14 protein-coding genes are annotated in these 14,695 nt (G+C 62.5%); 9 read left to right on the forward strand and 5 right to left on the reverse strand.

Annotated elements, in window-relative coordinates; genetic code table 11:
• Positions 1-187 precede the first annotated feature (187 nt).
• A complete protein-coding gene (locus QWZ03_RS15080; RefSeq protein ID WP_290333475.1) occupies positions 188-3,022 on the forward strand; it encodes a M16 family metallopeptidase in 2,835 nt (944 codons plus the stop codon).
• Between the two features lie 41 nt (positions 3,023-3,063).
• Here the strand turns inward: QWZ03_RS15080 and QWZ03_RS15085 are convergent, their stop codons facing one another.
• The 4 genes from QWZ03_RS15085 to QWZ03_RS15100 all read right to left on the reverse strand — a co-directional run bounded on the left by QWZ03_RS15085 (position 3,064) and on the right by QWZ03_RS15100 (position 6,331).
• On the reverse strand, positions 3,064-3,654 hold the full coding sequence (locus QWZ03_RS15085; RefSeq protein WP_290333476.1) for a YqiA/YcfP family alpha/beta fold hydrolase: 591 nt from the start codon (positions 3,652-3,654) through the stop codon (positions 3,064-3,066).
• Between the two features lie 109 nt (positions 3,655-3,763).
• Positions 3,764-4,063: an STAS domain-containing protein gene (locus QWZ03_RS15090; RefSeq protein WP_284195114.1), complete on the reverse strand. Its 300-nt coding sequence runs from the start codon at positions 4,061-4,063 to the stop codon at positions 3,764-3,766.
• Positions 4,064-4,096: 33 nt separating this feature from the next.
• Complete coding sequence (locus QWZ03_RS15095; RefSeq protein WP_290333477.1) at positions 4,097-5,557, reverse strand: AmpG family muropeptide MFS transporter; 1,461 nt, start codon at positions 5,555-5,557, stop codon at positions 4,097-4,099.
• Positions 5,558-5,560: 3 nt separating this feature from the next.
• Positions 5,561-6,331, reverse strand: coding sequence for an exodeoxyribonuclease III (locus QWZ03_RS15100; protein ID WP_290333478.1), 771 nt, complete (start codon positions 6,329-6,331; stop codon positions 5,561-5,563).
• 79 nt (positions 6,332-6,410) lie between these two features.
• Between QWZ03_RS15100 and pyrE the strand changes: the two genes are divergently transcribed.
• A complete protein-coding gene (pyrE, locus tag QWZ03_RS15105) occupies positions 6,411-7,052 on the forward strand; it encodes an orotate phosphoribosyltransferase (RefSeq protein WP_284195117.1) in 642 nt (213 codons plus the stop codon).
• A gap of 11 nt (positions 7,053-7,063) precedes the next feature.
• On the forward strand, positions 7,064-7,687 hold the full coding sequence (locus QWZ03_RS15110) for a DUF4124 domain-containing protein (protein ID WP_284195118.1): 624 nt from the start codon (positions 7,064-7,066) through the stop codon (positions 7,685-7,687).
• Here QWZ03_RS15110 and QWZ03_RS15115 read toward each other — a convergent pair.
• A complete protein-coding gene (locus QWZ03_RS15115) occupies positions 7,684-8,202 on the reverse strand; it encodes a hypothetical protein (protein WP_290333479.1) in 519 nt (172 codons plus the stop codon). The two genes, QWZ03_RS15110 and QWZ03_RS15115, sit on opposite strands and share 4 nt — an antisense overlap.
• 285 nt (positions 8,203-8,487) lie before the next feature.
• On the opposite strand from QWZ03_RS15115, the gene QWZ03_RS15120 reads away from it, so the two are divergent.
• The 6 genes from QWZ03_RS15120 (at position 8,488) to speD (ending at position 14,652) form a co-directional block, all read left to right on the forward strand.
• A complete protein-coding gene (locus tag QWZ03_RS15120; RefSeq protein ID WP_290333480.1) occupies positions 8,488-10,317 on the forward strand; it encodes a DUF4178 domain-containing protein in 1,830 nt (609 codons plus the stop codon).
• Positions 10,318-10,521: 204 nt separating this feature from the next.
• Positions 10,522-10,671 carry a hypothetical protein gene (locus QWZ03_RS15125; RefSeq protein WP_290333481.1) on the forward strand — a complete coding sequence of 50 codons (150 nt, stop codon included), beginning with the start codon at positions 10,522-10,524 and terminating at the stop codon, positions 10,669-10,671.
• A gap of 14 nt (positions 10,672-10,685) precedes the next feature.
• Complete coding sequence (locus tag QWZ03_RS15130; protein WP_290333482.1) at positions 10,686-10,898, forward strand: DUF350 domain-containing protein; 213 nt, start codon at positions 10,686-10,688, stop codon at positions 10,896-10,898.
• Positions 10,899-11,153: 255 nt separating this feature from the next.
• Complete coding sequence (locus QWZ03_RS15135) at positions 11,154-12,653, forward strand: polyamine aminopropyltransferase (protein WP_290333483.1); 1,500 nt, start codon at positions 11,154-11,156, stop codon at positions 12,651-12,653.
• On the forward strand, positions 12,650-14,266 hold the full coding sequence (locus QWZ03_RS15140; protein ID WP_290333484.1) for an NAD(P)-binding protein: 1,617 nt from the start codon (positions 12,650-12,652) through the stop codon (positions 14,264-14,266). Before QWZ03_RS15135 ends, QWZ03_RS15140 begins: the two co-directional genes overlap by 4 nt.
• Complete coding sequence (gene speD, locus QWZ03_RS15145; protein ID WP_290333485.1) at positions 14,263-14,652, forward strand: adenosylmethionine decarboxylase; 390 nt, start codon at positions 14,263-14,265, stop codon at positions 14,650-14,652. The genes QWZ03_RS15140 and speD overlap by 4 nt, the downstream gene beginning before the upstream one ends.
• Positions 14,653-14,695: the final 43 nt, after the last annotated feature.

Consider the following 14,695-nt stretch of genomic DNA (forward strand, 5'->3'; position numbering starts at 1 on the left):
AATGCGTTAATACTTTTCAGCGACATAGGTTGCTGACAGACGCCGAGGAGGCGCGCTGCAGCTCATCCTCGATTTTTCGTATTTCGTCACCTAAAGGCATCCCACTGCAACCGAAAGCAGTAGGATCGCTCCCCGGCTACCAACTGCACCCAGAACCGGTTCTGGCCAAACCTACAAAGGAGCAAGCATGCGTTTCACCCCCTTAAGTCTCGCCCTCGCCCTGTCGCTGGGCTTTGCCCTGCCGACTGCGGCCGCTGACGCCCCGGCAGCCCCCCCTGCCGGCACGCCCGCAGCGCAGGCGCCGGCCGCCGCCCCCACCAAGCTCAGCTCGGTCGAGGGGATAACCGAATACCGCCTGGCCAACGGCCTGCGCGTGTTGCTGGCGCCCGATGCATCCAAGCCCACCACCACGGTCAACATCACCTATCTGGTCGGTAGCCGGCACGAGAACTACGGTGAAACCGGCATGGCCCACCTGCTGGAGCATCTGGTGTTCAAGGGCACCCCCAGCCTGCCGGGCAAGAGCATCGTCGAGAACTTTGCCAAGCGTGGCATGCGCTACAACGGCACCACCTGGTACGACCGCACCAATTACTACGAAACCTTCGCCGCCAGCGAAGACAACCTGGATTGGGCGCTCAGGATGGAAGCCGACCGCATGGTTAACAGCTTCATCGCCCGCAGCGATCTGGAATCAGAGTTCTCGGTCGTACGCAACGAAATGGAAAGCGGCGAGAACAACCCCACCCGCATCCTGATGCAGCAGATGGCCGCCAGCGCCTATCAATGGCACAACTACGGCAAGAGCACCATCGGCGCCCGCACCGACGTGGAAAACGTCAAGATCGAAAATCTGCAGGCCTTCTATCGCAACTACTATCAGCCGGATAACGCCACCCTGACAGTGACCGGCAAGTTCGACGAAGCCAAGACCCTGGCCAAGATCGCCCAGCACTTCGGCAGTATCCCCAAGCCGGCCCGCAAGCTGCAGGACACCTACACGCTGGACCCGCAACAGGATGGCGCCCGAGAGCTGACCATCACCCGCGTGGGTGACACCCAGATCGTGGCCGCGCTCTACCATATGGCGCCCGGCGCCCACCCCGATGCCGCCGCCATGAGCCTGCTGGCGCAAATCATGGGCGATACCCCGACTGGCCGCCTGCACAAGGCCCTGGTCGAGAAGAAAAAGGCTGCCGGCGTCTGGGCCTATCCCTTCTCGTTGAAGGAGCCCGGCTACACCCTGTTCGTGGCTGATCTGAACAAGACCCAATCGCGCGAGGAAGCCCGCAAGATCATCCTGGCCGAACTGGAGAACGTGGCCAAGCAGCCTATCACCGAAGCCGAGCTCAAGCGTGCCAAGACCGCCCTGCTCAATGGCTATGAAAAGGCGATGTCCGATCCGGTCGCCTTTGGCGTAGCGCTGTCCGAGGAAATCGCCAAGGGCGACTGGCGCCTGTTCTTCCTGCAACGCGACCAGATCGAAGCCGCTACCGTGGCCGATGTACAGCGCGTAGCCGAGAACTATCTGCGCGAATCGAACCGCACCCTGGGCCAATTCGTACCGACCGACAAGCCGCAGCGCGCCGCCATCCCTGGCGCACCTGATGTGCAAAAGCTGGTGGAAGGCTACAAGGGTAAGGCCGCCATGGCCGAGGGCGAAAGCTTCGACCCCAGCCCGGCCAATATCGAGAGCCGCACCACCCGCTTGACGCTGGGCAACGGCATGCAGGTCGCCCTGCTGCCCAAGAAAACCCGTGGCAATACGGTGAATGGCAGCATTACCCTGCGCATGGGTGACGAGAAGAGCCTGTTCGGCCAAAGCACCAATGCCGAGCTGGCTGGCGCCATGCTGCAACGCGGCGCCGGCAAGCTGAGCCGCCAGGAGCTGGCCGACAAGCTGGAAGAACTGAAGGCCAAGCTGAGTGTCTCGGCCAACGCCACCCAGGTGCGCGTGGGCTTCGAAACCCGCCGCGACAAGCTGCCTGAACTGCTGGCCGTGATCCGTGACGTGCTGCGCAGCCCCACCTTCCCAGCCGCCGAGTTCGAAAGCCTGCGTACCGAGTCCATCACTGGGCTGGAAGAGCAGATGCGCCAACCTGAGGCGGTGGCACAGAAGGCCGTGGAAAAGCATGGCAACAACTACCCCAAGGGTGATGTGCGTGCCAGCATGAGCTTCGACGAAGCCATCGCCAGCTACAAGACTGCCAAGCTGGCCGATGCCAAGGCTTTCTACAGCCGCTTCTATGGTGCGCAGAATGGCCAGCTGGCTCTGGTGGGCGACTTTGACAAGGCCGAAGCCGAAGCCCAGTTGAAGCAGCTGTTTGGCGACTGGAAGGCGAAGGCTGCCTACCAGCGCGTGGAAATGCCGTTTGTGGTCACCAAGCCGGCAGCATTGACGCTGGAAACCCCGGACAAGGCCAATGCCGCCTATATCGCCAGCCTGCCGCTGAAGCTGGCCGATACCTCGCCCGATCTGCAAGCCCTGCAACTGGCCACCCGCGTGCTGGGTGGCGGTGCGTTGAAGAACCGGCTGATGGACAGGCTGCGCCAAAAGGAAGGTATCAGCTACGGTGCCGGCAGTTGGCTAAGCGTACCTAGCCTGGATGATGATGCCTCGCTGGGCATGTATGCCATCTATGCACCGCAGAACCTCGACAAGCTGAAGAATGGCGTCGCCGAGGAGATCGCCAAGCTGGTGAAGGAAGGCGTGACCGAACAGGAACTGAGCGACGCCAAGAGCGGCCTGCTGCAGGAAGCCACCATGGGCCGCACCCAGGATGCACGCCTGGCCGGCGCACTGGTGGGCCAGCTCTACCTGAAGCGCACCATGGCCTTTACCGCCGATGCCGAAGCCAAGCTCAAGGCCACCACGCTGGAGCAGGTGAACGCCGCCATCAAGCGCTATGTCGATCCTGAGAAGCTGGTACAAGCCTGGGCCGGTGACTTTGCCAATGCGGCCAAGAAAGCTGCCGAAGCAAAGAAGGCCGAAGAGCAGAAGAAGACCGCCTCAGCGCAGTAAGCTGACTGCCCTCAGCCAACGCCCGGTTAGCCGGGCGTTTTTTATGGCTCCGTGGCAGACGGGTCGATGCCGGCGTAGGCCAGCACCTCAGGCAGCATGGCCTGCCAGTGCTGGAAGCCATGGTCGCCCCCGTCGAACACGGTCTGGCGTGCACCGGCGTAGTAGTCCACTGCCTGACGGTAGTCGAGTGTTTCGTCACCGGTCTCCACCAACAGCCAGTAGCGCGCTGGGGTCAGACGGGTGGGCAGCAGCGTCACCAGCTCGGCCATATGGTCGGTGGTCAGCAGGTATTCCTCGCCGGTGTAGAGATTACGCTGCGGCCCCAGCAAACCATCCAGCAAGGTATGCGGGCGCACTGCCGGGTTGATCAGCACCGCCCTGCAGCCATAGCGCTCAGCCACCCAGGTGGCGTAAAACCCACCCAGCGAGCTACCCACGCACGTCACGTCCGCCGGGTTGCGGTCAGCCAACCAGCTGGCAATCTGGCTGGCTGCTCTGGCCGGTGAATAGTGCAGTGCCGGGCAATGGAAATGCTGACCCAGATTGCGCTCGGCCAGCCAGGCCACAGTTTGTTGCGCCTTGATGGAGGCGGGGCTGCTGTTGAAGCCGTGCAGATAGAGTAGGGTTTTCATGATGGGCGCGAGAAAGCAGACATGGCCTGCGCACGCTAGTGCGGGCGACAGGCCAAGCGGAGTGGACATGGTGGTGGCATGCCCCTGGGCAGGGCTTACCCAGGCGGGCTCAATCCAACTCGAACAGACGGCCGAAGTTGGCGACGTCCAGTACGGCGCGTACCGTGCCACGGGTATTGGTCAGGCGTATCGGGCTTTGTCCCAGCCGCTCCCTCAGCAGTAGCAGCATGCCCAGCGCCGCACTATCCATGTAGTCCACGCCATCAAAGTCAATCTCCAGCGAGGCGATATCCAGATTGGCCATGACCTGCTGGCTGGCATCCTTGAAGGGCCGATGCGCCTCAAAGGTAAAGTCGCCGGACAAGGCTATGCGGGCGTGGCCGCCGTTGAGGCTGACAATGGCTTCCATGGTGAGTGCTTCCTGACTTGGGTTGGTACTCAATCAGTCTAGTGCCTGCGGCGACTGATTGCTGGGTGAGTGCAAGGCATCGATACGCGGCCGTAGCCACCACAGCAGCAGCAGGCCGGGTAGCGCCGCCACCACGGTGTAGACAAAGAAGGTACTCCAGCCGAGCTGATCCACCAACACCCCCGATGCCGGGCCGACATAGACCCGGCCAAAGGCGGCCAGCGCCGACAGCAGGGCAAACTGGGTGGCTGTGTAGCGGGCGTTGCAAAGCGTCATCAGCAGGGCGACAAACGCGGCCGTACCCATGCCGCCACAGAGGTTCTCCACCCCCACGGCCGCCACCATGATCTGGAACACATAGGGATGCTGGCCCGAGATCGATAGCCACCAATACATCAGGTTGGAGACCGCCTGCAGGGCGCCGAACAGCATAAGGGCACGCCACAGGCCAAGCTTGACCATCCACAAGCCGCCCAGCACGGCGCCGACCAAGGTGGCCAGCAGGCCAAAGACCTTGTTGACCTCGCCCACGGCGGTCTGGCTAAAACCCATGCCGCGCAGCAGAAAGGCCGTGGTCAGGCTGCCGGCAAAGGCATCGCCCAGCTTGTAGAAAATGATCAGCGCCAGGATGGCCCACGCGCCCTTGCGCGAGATGAACTCATCCAGCGGCCCCAGCAGCGCCGGAAAGCCCATTTGCCGTGCCAGCCACAAGGCCAGCACGCCACCGGCGGTGACCTCTGCCACCAGGTAGAACAGCGCCCAGCCCTTGCTGTCGGTCGGCACGCCCAGCAGGGCCAACCCGCGCGAGGCCAGCCAATAACCGAGCAAGGCGCCGGCCAGCATGGCCAGGAAACCCTTCAGCTCCTGCCCGGCGGGGCTTCTTGGGCCTTCCGGCAACGCCAGCCTGGGGCCGAACAAGGTCACCAGCGCCATGCCGCCCATCAAGGCCGCCATCAGCTTGTAGGTGTTGTTCCAGCCCAGGAACTTCTCGGCAATGATCAGCGCCAGGGCCCCCGAGGTCAGCATGGCCAGGCGATAGCCCAGGGTGGTCACGGCCGCCCCTGCGCCGCGCTCATCCTCCTGCAGCAGCTCGGTGCGGTAGGCATCGAACACCACGTCCTGGCTGGCCGATAGAAACGCCACGATCACACCGAAGACCGCCAGCCAGCCAGCCGAGGCCACCGGGTCCAGCAGCGACATGGCGAAAATGGCGACTGCCAGCGCTAACTGGGTCAGCACCAACCAACCACGCCGCCGCCCCAGCCAAGTGGGCTCAAAGCGATCAAGCAGGGGTGACCAGAGAAACTTGAAGGTATAGGGCAGGCCCACCAGGGTGAACCAGCCTATGGTCGTGATATCCACCCCCGATACCGTCAGCCAGGCCTGCAGGCTGGCTGCAGTGAGCGCCAGCGGCAACCCGGAGGCAAAGCCCAGCAGCAGGACGATGGCAACCCGGCGATTGCCGAAAACCGACAGATAGTTGGAGAGCGTCATCGCTTACAGCTCGCCCGTGTAGTCCATGATCAGGGGCGCATGATCGGAGAATTTGATCTCCTTGTAGATGCTGGCGCTGAGCGCACGCTGCGCCAGGCCCGGCGTGGTGATCTGGTAGTCGATGCGCCAACCGACATCCTTGGCGTAGGCCTGGCCACGATTGCTCCACCAGGTGTAGCCCGGTGCCTCCGGGTAAAGAGTGCGCCACACATCCACCCAGCCCAAGCCCAGCAGCTCGGTCAGCCAGGCACGCTCCTCAGGCAGGAAACCGGAATTCTTCAGATTGCCCTTCCAGTTTTTCAGATCGATGGGCTGGTGGGCGATGTTCCAGTCGCCGCACACCACAATCTCCCGCCCTTCTGCCAGCATCTGCCGCATATGGGGCAGGAAGCGCTCCAGGAAGGCGAACTTGATGGTCTGGCGCTCCTCGCCGCTGGAACCTGAGGGTAGATAAAGCGAGATGACCGACAGCGGGCCGAAATCGGCGCGCAGGTAGCGTCCCTCCATGTCGATATCAGGTATGCCCAGGCCCTCGATGACGGCATCGGGCTGCTTGCGGCTGTAGATACCCACGCCGCTGTAGCCTTTTTTCTCGGCAGGATGGAAAAAACCGTGGTAGCCGGCCGGGGCCAGCATGGCCTCGCTCATATCCGGCAATTGCGCCTTGAGTTCCTGCAGGCACACCACGTCCGCCCCGGTCTGGGGCAGCCAATCGAAGAAGCCTTTGTTGGCTGCGGAGCGGATGCCATTGAGGTTGGCGGAAATTATTCGCATGGATGATGACCGGCAGGGCAGATAAGGAAACGGAATGATATGCTATAAATCCTTGAACCCCGCATAGCCACTTGTTTTCATGAGCATGTCACGCACCGATTTCATTGCCTTCGCCGTCCAGCAGAATGTGCTGCGCTTCGGCGAGTTCCAGACCAAGGCCGGCCGACTGTCGCCCTACTTCTTCAACGCAGGGCTGTTTCACGACGGCGCCAGCATCGGCCGCCTGGCTGATTTCTACGCCGACGCGGCCATCGCCTCGGGCGTGAGCTTCGACATGCTGTTCGGTCCGGCCTACAAGGGCATCTCCCTGGCCGCCACCACGGCAGTCGCACTTGCCGAAAAAGGTCGGAATGTGCCGTTTTGTTTCAATCGCAAGGAAGCCAAGGACCACGGCGAAGGCGGCACCCTGATCGGTGCGCCGCTCAAGGGCCGGGTCATGATCATCGACGATGTCATCTCGGCCGGCACCTCGGTGCGGGAGTCGGTGGAACTGATCCGTGCGCAGGGCGCAGAGCCTGCTGGCGTGCTGATTGCGCTGGATAGGCAGGAGCGCGGACAAGGTACGCAATCGGCGGTACAGGAGGTCACGGCACGCTACGGCATACCCGTGGTGGCCATCGCCAATCTGACCGATCTGATCGCTTTTTTGAACGGTCAACCGGAGCTGGAACGCAATTTGCAAGCGGTTGAGCGTTATCGCGCCGAATTTGGCGTGGCCTGAGGAAAACCGTCATGTCTCACCACCGTCTGCTCATACTGCCCCTGATCGCCATGGCGCTCACCGCCCATGCTGGCGAAACGCTTTACAAGTGGGTAGATGAAAACGGCAAGGTGCAGTACAGCGACAAGCCCCCCATGCAGCAAAACAAGCGGGGCATGACCGAGCTGAACAAGCAAGGCATGCCCATACGCCAGACCGAGGGCATACTGACACCCGAGCAGCAGGCCGCCCGCAATGCCGAGCTGGCCAAGCTGCGGGAAGAAGAACGCAAGGCACTGGAAGCACGCCGCCGCGACAATGCTCTGGTCAACAGCTTCAGCAAGACCAGCGAAATCGACGCCATACGTGACCGCAATCTGGAACAGCTGCAGGCCAATATACAGTCTGACCGCCTGCGGCTGGAGGCGGCCACCAAGCGCGTCAACAGCTTTCAGACACAGATCGACAAGCTGACCAAGGCCAAGAAGAAGGTGCCCAACGATCTGATGACGGATTTGACGGAACGCCAGGCCGAAGTGGCCAAGATCAATGCCAGCATTGCCGCACGCAATCTGGAGATCGAAGAAGTGAAGAACCGCGCCGAAGCCGACAAAAAGCGGCTGGTGGAGCTGCGCGGCGAGAGCGTACGGCGCTAGCCCATGCGGTTGGCTTCTGCCTGCAGCGCCAGCACCAGGCCACGGAAGCTGTCGGCCGCGGGCAGTCTGACCTCGCGGCTACGCAAGGCATGGTCGGCATCCCAGACATCGAGCGGGCCCAGACCATCCACCACCCGGTAGTACCAGGACTGCACCACCCTGAAGGGATTTGGCCCCTCCGTCGCCAGCAGCAAACTGGTGGCGCGCACCGAAGTCACCTCGCTGAGTGGTGGATCGTCATCCTGGCTCTGCATCCACAAGGCCCCCATGGCGGCAGACAGCGCATGTTCATCAAGGGCGCTGACCTCACCGGGGCCAGCCACCACCCTGCCGGTGAGCAGTTCGCCGTCGGGACACAGTTCAACCACCGATAAGCCCCCCTCGGCAGAGCGCGAGACTTCGAGCGAGAAATTGCTGACCTTGCCCTGATGGAACACGCTGACATTGCTACGCAAGGTCAGTGGCACAGACATCAATAGGCGCAAGGTGCTTTGCAGGGCTTGTTCGGATTGCATGGGATGAGTAATAAGGAGGCCGGGACGAATGACGTTATTGATAACCGGTATGGCAAATAAATGCAGTGTTTTTACTACCAATCCCGCAGCGGAATCATACGCAAAAACAGCATGCCAATCACATATTATAAGTGATAGCCCCAGCCGGCCCCGCCGCCACCAACCCCGCCAAATGGCGGCGGGGCTTGCTTCCATAGACTGCTGTGCTAGGCTCCGACGACCATGCGCGTAGCTCCCTGTCCTTCTTGCGGTGCTCAAGTTGAGTTCCATTCTGCAGCCTCCATCATGGCGGTCTGCGGCTTTTGCCGCAGCACCCTGGTGCGCCACGATGCCGACCTGGAAAACCTGGGCAAGATGGCCGAACTGGCCGAGGATCGCAGCCCTTTCAAACTACGGTTTCGCGGCAAATACCGCACCGTCGGCTTCGAACTGATAGGCCGCTTGCAGCTCAAGTATGAGCACGGCTACTGGAACGAATGGTACGCCCGCTTTGATGACGGCCGCCTGGGCTGGGTCTCCGAGGGATCCGGTCTTTGCTATGTGACGTTTGAGCAGACAATCAAGACCCTGCTGCCCGAATTGACCGCGTTCAAGCCAGGCATGACTGCCAAGCTGGGGGGCAACGCCTATACCGTCAGCAATATCGAGCTGGCCCACTGTGTGGCTGCCGAGGGTGAGCTGCCGTTCCAGGCAACACCGGGCTATGAGGCGCCAGCGGTGGATCTGCGCTCGGAGACGGGCTTTGCCAGCCTTGATTACAGCGAATCCCCACCCAAGGTCTACCTGGGCCATGTGGCAACACTGGACGAGTTGATCGACCCTGCCGCCCCCACCGACACGCCCAAACCCACCCGCACCCAGGCTCGCGCCTTCAAGTGCAGCAGTTGCGGTGCGCCACTGTCTGCCAGCGGGCCGGACATTCGTGCCGTTGGCTGTGGCCATTGTGGCGCGGTGGTCGATCCTAAAGATGCCAATCTGGCCATTATCAGCAAGAGCCACCCGTTCACATACCAGCCCAAGCTGGCAATGGGCGCACAGGGCAGGCTGCGAGGTCGCCGTTATACCGTCATCGGCTATCTGCGCCGCAGCACCCGCATCGATGGCCTCAGCTACTACTGGGACGAATACCTGCTGCACTCGACCGAAGTCGGCTATGTCTGGCTGACGGAGTCCGACGGCCATTGGAACCTGGCCAAGCCGGTGACGCGCCAACCCGCGCTCAAACCGGGCGCCCAGCCCATCGCCCGCTTTCTGGATCGCGACTACAAGCATTTCCAGCGCTGCCAGGCCGAGGTCATCCAGGTGCTGGGGGAATTCACCTGGAAGGTGCGGGTAGGCGAAACCAGTTCGGTGGATGACTATATCAGCCCGCCCTACCTGCTCTCGGCCGAATGGACCAAGCAGGAACTCAGCTGGACGATGTCGGAATACCTACCGGTGGCAGAAGTCGCCGCCGCCTTCAAACCCGCCAGACCCTTGCCGGAGCCGGTAGGGATAGCGCCCAACCAGCCCGCCCCCAGCAGCGGCAGCGGCCGCTACTGGGCGGGCTTTGCCGGCTTTGCCGCACTGGCGCTGCTACTGCAGTTTGTCTTTGTCACCCGCGCTTGGGAGAAACCCGTCTGGCAAGGGCAGTTGGACTTGCCGCTGGGTGAGGCCAAAGCCAACCTGACTACGCCGCCCATACGTATTGAAGGCGAGCGGAATCTGGTGATCAAGCAGGATGCCAACCTCGATAACCGTTGGCTGTACTCGGATATCTCCCTGGTCAACAGCAAGACCGGCGAGACTTTCCGCCTGGGCCGCGAAGTCAGCTACTACCATGGCAGCGACTCGGACGGCAGCTGGAGCGAAGGCAGCAGCGACGATGAGGCCTTGATCAGCGATGTGCCTGCTGGCGACTATGTACTGGAAGTGGAAGTCGAAACCGAGCCAGGCAAACCCGAACTGAGCAACCGTATCCAGCTGGTGCGCGATGTCCCGATCTGGAGCAATTTCTGGATGCTGTTGCTGCTGCTCTTGGTTGCTCCCCTGCTTGCCTGGTTCCGCAGCCATAGCTTCGAATCCCAGCGCTGGGCACAGAGTGACTACGCATCGGGGCAAGCGGACGATGATTAACGCACGCTCCAGACATGGTCCATCGCTCCGATCACTACTGGAACGCCAGCCCGGCTATTCGACTGTTGAAAGGTGTAACAATCTGGAGCAGTGCCTGGCTCATGCTCCTCGCTCTGCTGGCGATACCATGGGCGTACTGGGGATGGTTGAGACGCCGGGACAGATACAACCGTTACTTCTGACCCGCTAGCACAGGAAAGCATCATGTTTCGCATGTATCTGGTGGCCGCCAGCCTGGCCACCGCATTATTCGGCTACGGGCAGTACAAAGGACAGCCGCTGTTCGGCGACGACACCGAGACGCGTGAACGCAGCGGGTCGGTCTCAGCCGGCGGCCGGCTTTATCATAAATAAGTGGAGTCACACCCATGGATATACTCAAGCTCGATTACGTACTGGCCTCCCTGGTCTATTCCCTGCTCGGCGTGGCCGTGTTCTGGGTGGCCTTTATCATCATCGACAAGATCACACCCTACGACCTATGGAAGAATCTGGTGGAGGAGCGCAACCAAGCCCTGGCTACCGTGGTAGCCGCCATGTGCCTGGGCATTGCCATCATTGTTGCCTCCGCCATCCATTAAGCCCTGGCAACACACACCAGCGGTACGGTGTCGGCAGCCGTGCCCAGGGACAGCCTGTTGCGTGCCAGGCCGCCCGAGGCAGCGGCCAGCCCCGCCACCGAGCGACAGGCATGCAGGTGCCATGCCGCAACCCCAGGCATAGCCCCGCCCTGACCCGTCATTGCAAGGAGTTGAACGCCGTCACCTTCCGACGATAGCGCACGCCCGGCTGTCGTATGCCACACCGCAGCCTCCCTTCGCCTATACCCCTAAGCCATGCCCTACGCCCTGCTGTTCTCCGTTTTTGTCGTCGCCGCCTGCGGGCTGGCCTACGAGCTGGTCGCGGCTGCGCTGTCCAGCTACCTGGTCGGCGATTCCGTCACCCAGTTCTCCACCGTCATCGGTGTCTACCTATCGGCCATGGGTGTGGGCTCCTGGCTGTCGCGCTATTTCCAGCGCGATCTGATCGGCAGTTTTATCCGCATCGAACTGGCTGTGGGCTTGCTGGGCGGCTTTTCGGCGGCCGCCCTTTTCTTTGCCTTCACCTGGCTGAGCGGCCCTTTCCTGCTGCTACTCTACCTGCTGGTCTTTGTCATCGGGATGCTGGTGGGGCTGGAGATTCCCTTGGTGATGCGCCTGCTGGAGCATCGCCTGCAGTTCAAGGATCTGGTCTCGCGGGTGCTGAGCATCGACTATCTGGGCGCACTGGCCGTCTCCCTGCTGTTTCCGCTTTGGCTGGCCCCCAAGCTGGGCATGGTACGCACGGCCCTGCTGTTTGGCCTGCTCAATGTGCTGGTGGCCCTATGGACCACCTGGCTGTTCCGTCATGAACTGGTCAGCCGCCGGGTGCTCTGGCTGCAGGGTGGATCTGCCCTGGTGCTGATCGTGGCCGGCTTTGCCGCCGCCGACAGGCTCAGCAGCATTGCCGAAACGGCCTTGTATGAAGACCGTATCGTGCTGGCCGAAAGCACCCCCTACCAGCGTATCGTACTGACCCGCTGGCGCGACGACGTGCGCCTGTTTCTCAACAACAATCTGCAGTTCAGCGCCCGCGATGAATATCGCTACCACGAGGCGCTGATCCATCCTGGCCTGGCCAGCCTGCCCTGGGCCAAACGTGTACTGGTACTGGGCGGTGGCGATGGCCTGGCCATACGCGAGATCCTGCGCTATCCGCAGGTGGAATCCGTCACCCTGGTGGAGCTGGACCCCGCCATGCCCGCCCTGTTCAAGCAACATCCCGCGCTGCGGGAGTTGAATGGGGATGCGCTCAACTCGCCACGGGTACGTATCATCAACACCGATGCCTTCCGCTGGCTGGAAAGCCAGGCCAATGCCTACGACTTTATCGTGGTGGATTTCCCCGATCCGACCAATTTCGCCGTCGGCAAACTCTATACCAACACCTTCTATCGCATGGCGGAGCGGGCCTTGGGTGCACGCGGCCGCATGGTGGTGCAATCCACATCGCCCCTGTATGCGCGGCAAAGCTACTGGACCGTGGTGCAGACGATAGAGAGCGTGGGCCTGCAGACCCGCCCCTACCACGCCCTGGTTCCCAGCTTCGGCGAGTGGGGTTTCATCCTGGCGGGTCGCGAGCCCTACACCCCACCCCAACGGCTACCCACCGGCCTGCGCTTTATCAACGCCGATACCGTACCTGGCCTGTTCAACTTTCCTCCCGACATGGCCCGCACCCCGGCCGAGGTCAACCGCCTCAACAACCAGCTGCTGGTGCGTACCTTCGAGCAGGAGTGGAAGCAGGTGCAGCGATGAAGCGGCGGGATTTCCTGCGGGCCGGCTCGCTAGCAGCTGGCAGCCTGGGGCTGGCTGGCTGCAGCCGCACGCCCCCATCCGGCCTGCCGCCTGGACAGTTGCTGGGACCATCGCAGGCGCTGGGGCACAGGCTGCGTGACGGCACTGGCTTTCCTGCTGCCAGCGAAACCCGCAAGGTGGAAGCCCTGATAATAGGTGGCGGCATGGCCGGCCTCAGCTGCGGCTGGTGGCTCAAGCGCCAGGGCCATGCCAGTTTCGCCGTGCTGGAACTGGAAAACGAAGCTGGCGGTAATGCCCGGAGTGGCAGCAACCCCATATCGGCCTACCCCTGGGGCGCCCACTACCTGCCATTGCCGGGGCCAGAGGCACCCGAGCTGCGCTTGATGCTGGCCGAATTCGGTGCGCTCAAGGGCGACCCGCACGCCTTGCGGCCGGAGTATGAGGAGCGCTATCTATGTTTCGCCCCGCAAGAGCGCCTGCATATCCACGGCGCCTGGCAGGAGGGCCTGCTGCCGCAGTTCGGTATTGCCCAGGTCGAGCGCCATCAACAACAGCGTTTCATCGAGCAAATAGCCAGCCTGAAAGCCACCCTGGACGGCCGCGGTCGTCCTGCATTTGCCACACCCAGCGCACGCGGCGGCTCGCCTACCGCTGCGCTGGCCGGCATCAGCATGGCCGACTGGCTGCAGCAGCAAGGCTACGATGCGCCCAGCCTGCACTGGTGGGTAAACTACGGTTGCCGCGACGATTACGGTACCGATTATCGCCAGACCTCGGCCTGGGCCGGCCTGCACTACCACGCCGGCCGGCACGGCCAGGCCAGCAATGCCGACAGCGACGACGTACTGACCTGGCCTGAGGGCAATAGCTGGCTGACACGACGCATGGCCCAGGGCTTGGGTGATGCGCTACAGCCCAATGCCATGGCCTGGCAGATCGAACAGACGGCGCAGGGCTGCAGCGTGCTGGTCTATCTGGCGCAGGAAAATCGCAGTGTGCGCTACCTGGCCGACAAGCTGGTGTGGGCCGCACCGACCGGCTTTCTAGCCCATGTCATGCCCAGCTTGCCGCCGCCCTGGCAAACCGCCATGGCGCAACTGAGCTATGCGCCCTGGCTGGTCGCCAACCTGAGCTTGCGTGCCCCACCCGCCGAGCGGGGGCAACAGCCGCTATGCTGGGACAATGTCCTGTATGGCGCTGCCGGGCTGGGCTATGTGGTGGCCAACCATCAATCCCTGCAGCTGCATGATCAGGGCTGTGTCCTGAGCTACTATCGCCCACTCACCGAGGCCACGCCTGCCGCCGGCCGCAAGCTGCTGCAGACCGCCCCCCACGCATACTGGGCGCGCAGCATTCTGGCCGAACTGGGGCGTGTGCACCCCGACCTGCCGGGCCTGACCGAGCAACTCGATGTCTGGCGCTGGGGCCACGCCATGCTGCGCCCCACCCCCAGCCTGTTCAGCAGTGATGTCCTGCCGCGCCTGCGGCAGCCACAAGGCCGTATCATGCTGGCACACAGTGATCTCAGCGGCTTTTCGCTGGCCGAGGAAGCCCATTACTGGGGCGTGCGCGCAGCGCGCTGGTTGCTGGAGCACAAGGATGAATTCGCATGAACGGCCTGCATCTCACTGCCGACCTGTATGACTGCCAGCAGCCCTCCCTGCTGACCGACGAAGTCGCGCTGCAGCAGCTATGCCTGAGCCAGGTCGAGCTGGCCGGCCTCAAGGCAGTATCCGCCTGCTGGCATCAATTCCCCGCCAGCGAGGCTGGCCCAGGCGGCATCACCGGCGTGGTGCTGCTGGCCGAGTCGCATCTGGCCCTGCATACCTGGCCGGAGCGTAGCGGTGTGACGCTGGACGTATATGTTTGCAACTTCGGCGCCGACAACAGCAATAAAGCCGAAGCCTTACTGGCAGCCTTGCTGGCAGCCTTTGCGCCGCGACAGCAGCAACTGGGCCGCCTGCAGCGCGGCGATGCAACCACCGGTCACGCCATCTAGACAAAGTAAAACGGGGCACTAACTGCCCCGTCCTACTTGCTTC

It is taken from the genome of Chitinimonas viridis (assembly GCF_030409555.1).
GTDB classification, from domain to species: Bacteria; Pseudomonadota; Gammaproteobacteria; order Burkholderiales; family Chitinimonadaceae; genus Chitinimonas; species Chitinimonas viridis.

Bases quoted from the DNA above. Each gene is read 5' to 3' on its own strand.
- QWZ03_RS15115 (WP_290333479.1), bottom strand. From the start codon at position 8,202: ATGCAATCCGAACAAGCCCTGCAAAGCACCTTGCGCCTATTGATGTCT.
- QWZ03_RS15130 (WP_290333482.1), top strand. From the start codon at position 10,686: ATGGATATACTCAAGCTCGATTACGTACTGGCCTCCCTGGTCTATTCC.
- speD (WP_290333485.1), top strand. From the start codon at position 14,263: ATGAACGGCCTGCATCTCACTGCCGACCTGTATGACTGCCAGCAGCCC.
- QWZ03_RS15140 (WP_290333484.1), top strand. From the start codon at position 12,650: ATGAAGCGGCGGGATTTCCTGCGGGCCGGCTCGCTAGCAGCTGGCAGC.
- QWZ03_RS15120 (WP_290333480.1), top strand. From the start codon at position 8,488: ATGGCGGTCTGCGGCTTTTGCCGCAGCACCCTGGTGCGCCACGATGCC.
- QWZ03_RS15080 (WP_290333475.1), top strand. From the start codon at position 188: ATGCGTTTCACCCCCTTAAGTCTCGCCCTCGCCCTGTCGCTGGGCTTT.
- pyrE (WP_284195117.1), top strand. From the start codon at position 6,411: ATGAGCATGTCACGCACCGATTTCATTGCCTTCGCCGTCCAGCAGAAT.
- QWZ03_RS15085 (WP_290333476.1), bottom strand. From the start codon at position 3,654: ATGAAAACCCTACTCTATCTGCACGGCTTCAACAGCAGCCCCGCCTCC.
- QWZ03_RS15125 (WP_290333481.1), top strand. From the start codon at position 10,522: ATGTTTCGCATGTATCTGGTGGCCGCCAGCCTGGCCACCGCATTATTC.
- QWZ03_RS15100 (WP_290333478.1), bottom strand. From the start codon at position 6,331: ATGCGAATAATTTCCGCCAACCTCAATGGCATCCGCTCCGCAGCCAAC.
- QWZ03_RS15135 (WP_290333483.1), top strand. From the start codon at position 11,154: ATGCCCTACGCCCTGCTGTTCTCCGTTTTTGTCGTCGCCGCCTGCGGG.
- QWZ03_RS15090 (WP_284195114.1), bottom strand. From the start codon at position 4,063: ATGGAAGCCATTGTCAGCCTCAACGGCGGCCACGCCCGCATAGCCTTG.
- QWZ03_RS15110 (WP_284195118.1), top strand. From the start codon at position 7,064: ATGTCTCACCACCGTCTGCTCATACTGCCCCTGATCGCCATGGCGCTC.
- QWZ03_RS15095 (WP_290333477.1), bottom strand. From the start codon at position 5,557: ATGACGCTCTCCAACTATCTGTCGGTTTTCGGCAATCGCCGGGTTGCC.